The sequence below is a fragment of the Hydrocoleum sp. CS-953 genome, from assembly GCF_002260545.1.
Lineage (GTDB): Bacteria > Cyanobacteriota > Cyanobacteriia > Cyanobacteriales > Microcoleaceae > Trichodesmium.
Map to the genome: position 1 here is coordinate 1 of NZ_LGSU01000780.1, position 4,611 is coordinate 4,611.

4 protein-coding genes are annotated in these 4,611 nt (G+C 33.6%); all 4 read right to left on the reverse strand.

Annotation, left to right across the window (positions count from 1 at the left end):
- Positions 1 to 153: 153 nt before the first annotated feature.
- Positions 154 to 936, reverse strand: coding sequence for a hypothetical protein (locus AFK68_RS09625; RefSeq protein ID WP_094672521.1), 783 nt, complete (start codon positions 934 to 936; stop codon positions 154 to 156).
- A 17-nt stretch (positions 937 to 953) separates the two neighbouring features.
- On the reverse strand, positions 954 to 2,243 hold the full coding sequence (locus AFK68_RS09630) for an MBOAT family protein (RefSeq protein ID WP_246844088.1): 1,290 nt from the start codon (positions 2,241 to 2,243) through the stop codon (positions 954 to 956).
- A gap of 361 nt (positions 2,244 to 2,604) precedes the next feature.
- Positions 2,605 to 2,808 (reverse strand): hypothetical protein, encoded by a 204-nt coding sequence (locus AFK68_RS09635; RefSeq protein WP_094672522.1) that lies wholly within the window; start codon positions 2,806 to 2,808, stop codon positions 2,605 to 2,607.
- A gap of 17 nt (positions 2,809 to 2,825) precedes the next feature.
- Positions 2,826 to 4,611 (reverse strand): DCC1-like thiol-disulfide oxidoreductase family protein (locus AFK68_RS09640; protein ID WP_094672523.1); only part of this gene is annotated, 1,786 nt, incomplete at its 5' end.

Sequence of the window (4,611 nt, forward strand, 5' to 3'; positions counted from 1 at the left end):
ACCTATAGTATTCGAGTGGAAACTACTGACTCTGTTGGAGGAACTTTCCAGAAGGCATTTACTGTCAAAGTTAACAATCTTGTGGAGTAAGGGGTAAAAACAGAAGTTGAAATCTTACCTAAATATCCTCAAACCTACTTTTTTTCAAATTTTTTAGTTGTAAATGGCAAAGCAAAAGTTATCCGAAAATTTGTATTTAGTATACATTTTATAATAAGCGCCTAGATTACGCCTAAATAATTCCCATGTTTTTTCTGGGTCAGGATTTCGATATGGCGTAAATCCATTTTCTCCGTAACCAATACTATCTGGTGGAATTTTTTTACTATAAGCTACAGTTTCTGTACTTGGTAAAAACGCATTTAAAGACAAGCTAATATTCAGTAAATCTGTTGAGGAAATATGACGTTTTTCTAATCTATTTTCGGAAAAGTTCGCTCTATTTTTTAATAATGTATCAAACATGAAAAAATCTAACCCAAGAATAATTAAATCTAACTCTTTCTGGTTAGCGAACACATGTTCTATATAAGGTCGTAACTCATAAATATTAGCACTATTAAGTCCTAAATTATAAACAGGTTGCTCGTTGTTAAATGCTGGATGATTAGGATCTAAACCTTGTTTGGTTATAGATGAACCGATCAAAACTGTTACAGGTTTTATTCGAATAATATCAATTGCTTTGTTGAGGCGATCGGTATTATCTTTCCGAGGTTTTAAATGATTTATTCCTAAGAAATTCGGAGTATTAAACACATCATAAGGATCGACAAAAATATTGAATACTCCTACTGTAACTACAGGGAAAAATACTGACAGTAAAAATATCCAATTATATCGGCGATATTTTCTTTTATTTCCCACAATTTTTTCTGATTTTTTGGGATATAAAGGTTGAGAGGAAGTAGAACTAAGTTGATTATTGGTACTCATACTTTTTTCTAAAAAAACTAAAATTGGAAGTAGAGAAACTCAGAAACACGATTCAGCGATAATAAAGCTAAACTTGTCAAAACACCAATCCAAACTGCCCACCACCAAGTAGGTTTTAATTTTGCCAAAATTTCCTGAGTATTAGGTAGGAAACTTACAGAAAAAGTTAAACCTATTAAACCCAAAATTGAGAAAATTTTACTCCCCCAAAGTTTTGGCCAATAAGTCATCTCTGACCAAGATTTAAGCTGAAAACCAAAAGTAGTTAACACAGATAATTTTCCTTGAGCTTCCCCTGGTATAAATACTCCCTTCAGACCTGCCATTGTCTGTAAAATTTCTAAACCATCCTGAATATTTTGCGCTCTAAATAAAACCCAACTAACAATAACAGCAACAAAAGTAATTACCCATGCCAATACTTTCGGCATGGGAATATTTAACTTTCGCCAACCATGATTTATACATAAATATGTACCGTGTAAACCTCCCCAAATTACATAAGTCCAACCTGCACCATGCCATAATCCACCTAACAGCATTGTTGTCAAAAGATTACTATAACGACGCACTTCTCCACGACGACTTCCACCTAGGGGAATATATAAATAATCTCTCAGAAAATTAGATAAAGTAATATGCCAGCGTCGCCAAAAATCACTAATAGAAGTAGCCTTGTAGGGAGAGTTAAAATTAATCGGTAATCTAATATTAAACATCAACCCCAAACCTATCGCCATATCAGAATAACCAGAAAAATCAAAATATAGTTGAAAAGTGTAACTTAAAGCTCCCACCCAAGCTTCAATAAAACTCAACTCAGAAGCATTATTAAAAGCTAGTGCCACCCAGGGCGATATAGTGTCAGCTATCAAGACTTTTTTACACAACCCCAAACTAAAAAGACTTAAACCCAAAGCCATATTTTTCTGGGAAAAAATAAAATTACGCAATTGACGAAATTGAGGAATAAGTTCATCATGGCGTAAAATAGGTCCGGCAATTAATTGGGGAAAGAAAACCACAAAGAAACTATAAGTGAGTAAATCGTAATTCGTCTCTCTTGTTTCCCCACGATAAGCATCTACTAAATAAGCTATCTGAGTAAAAGTATAAAAAGAAATTGCCAAAGGTAAAATAATTTGCCCAGCATTCAAATTTGTAGAAACTACCGAATTAACAGTATCTAGGAAAAAGTTCGCATATTTATAATAGGAAATTATTGCTAAATTAACAGCTATACCTACCCAAAGTAAAACATTTGCTCGCTTACTTTCCGGTTTAGCCTCAGCAATAAATTTCCCCATTTGAAAATTCCACAAAATTGAAATTATCAACAGAGGTAGATAAGCAACATTCCAATAACCATAAAAAGCAAAAGAACTAGCCGTCAACCAAACCTTAGCAGCCTTAATTAAACCAAACTTGGTTAAAACAAAGAATATAATCAGAGTTAAAGNATAAAAACATAAGAGTTAAATAACATACCTAATCAATTCCTCCATCAATATTTTTTGCCTCATCTCAACCAGATTTTTTCTCACACTTTTCTTGTACCCATAACTAGAACTCCGCCAAACCTTAGCAGCCTTAATTAAACCAAACTTGGTTAAAACAAAGAATATAATCAGAGTTAAAGGTAAAAAACCAAATATAAAAACATAAGAGTTAAATAACATACCTAATCAATTCCTCCATCAATATTTTTTGCCTCATCTCAACCAGATTTTTCCTCACACTTTTCTTATACCCATAACTAGAACTCCGCCAAACCTTAGCAGCCTTAATTAAACCAAACTTGGTTAAAACAAAGAATATAATCACAGTTAAAGGTAAAAAACCAAATATAAAAACATAAGAGTTAAATAACATACCTAATCACCTTCTCCCTAAATATCTTTTTGCTCATCTGAACAAGATTTTTGCATCACACTTTTCTTTTCCACCGTTTGTGTTTCACCAGGTGGTACAGTTCTCTCCTCCATAAAGAAAATATCCAAACTTTCTAATTTTTCCGAACCTTCATTCTTTTTATTCCATTCACGACAAACATAATCTGCATAATAAGGATAAAGTTTTTTTCCAATCGCTCGATTTAAAGTTAGAAAATAACTCCGCCACTGCATATTTTTATAAAGCCTATTAAATTGTTTCATTGTAGGCTTATCCCAACTTACAGACTCTCCTTTCTCATATAAAACATCAACCTCTTTCCCATTTGTCAACTTACCAGGAATAACGTGCCAACCATCATCTCTTGGTGGAGCGGGTGCAAAAATACTCCAAGATTGGTCTAACTTTGTGAGCTTACCAAAAACATCTAACTTTTGAAAAGTCTTACGTCGAAATAACTTGTGGAGTGTAGCTATAGAATCCTGCTTTTGTACTTTTCTTCTTTGATAAGTTTGCGTCACAAAACCTTTGACATTCCAAGTCAAAGTGTATATAAGCAGTAAAAATACAACAATATTTAAACCTCGATAAGGACGTATATCTAAAGGACGAAATTTAAAAGGTTTAGTAAAATTTCCCGCTAATTTTCTATTATTGGCAATAGTTTCATAAAATTTCGTTCCTAGAGGTATTATTGGTGGCAAACCCATCACAAAAGCCAAAGGTTTAAATATAGGAGACAAACTAAATACATAAACCAAAGCCTCCCATTTAAAACGTCGATTTTCTTGCCAGTCTACCACCACCCAAGAATTTTTCTCCTGCATATCAGCATAGATAGACTCATCAGTTTGACAAGTAGTTATCGGTGTTCCTGGCAAAATCAAAAAAGTGCGTAGGAGATAAACAACCTTCTTACAAAATCCACAGTCTTTATCATAATAAATCTTTAATCCTTGCCGTTCATTTGTCTTAATTTTTTCCTGCCAATTATCCCATACTGCTGTAGGAATCAAAGCAAACCAACTAACAATACTTAAAAAGGGAAATATTCCCAGAGTAAAACACAAACCAAAACTAATATGTAAAAGAATAAAAGAAACAACAGAAACGGAACGGAAAAACGTAATTGCAAAAGGAATAAAAATCATAAAAGGTCCTAACCATTCAAACCAAAGAGCTGCCCAGGTTAGTAACTTTAATATAGGCTGAGGAAAACTTAGTAAAAATTGCCCAAATGCCGTAGCATAGCCATCAAAACTCAGAGCATAATAAACCGCATCTCCATCAGGCCACCAAATCTCACTTTTTGTCTTATAAGCTGCTGAACCTGCATAAATCAGAACCATTTGGATCATAAATGCCACAGTAGCAGCAGAAGCAATACGCTTAGGTAACTTTTCTGTTGAAGAATTAAGAGCGCTATCTATTGAATAATTTGCTCCTAAAGGTAAAAACATTGCCCAGAAAAGTAGAGCGCGTAGTACATGGTCAGCAGCAAAAATTAGGACTGGGTTTCTATTATGAATAGAAATAATAAAAGCCCACATAGCAATAGTTGCTAATCTCGTTCGATATCCTACTAGCAAAGCTATAGCTATTAATCCTGCAAATAAGAAAATTAAACCCTGTACAAAAGGTTCACCACTAATTGAATTAATTGACCAATGAAAAGGATCTGAAATTTCCTTAAGTAATGTCCGAGGCATTACTCCTGCATCACTATAATGAGCGGTTAAATCTGTAGCACGAATAATTAATTCGACAATAATTATTAATGCT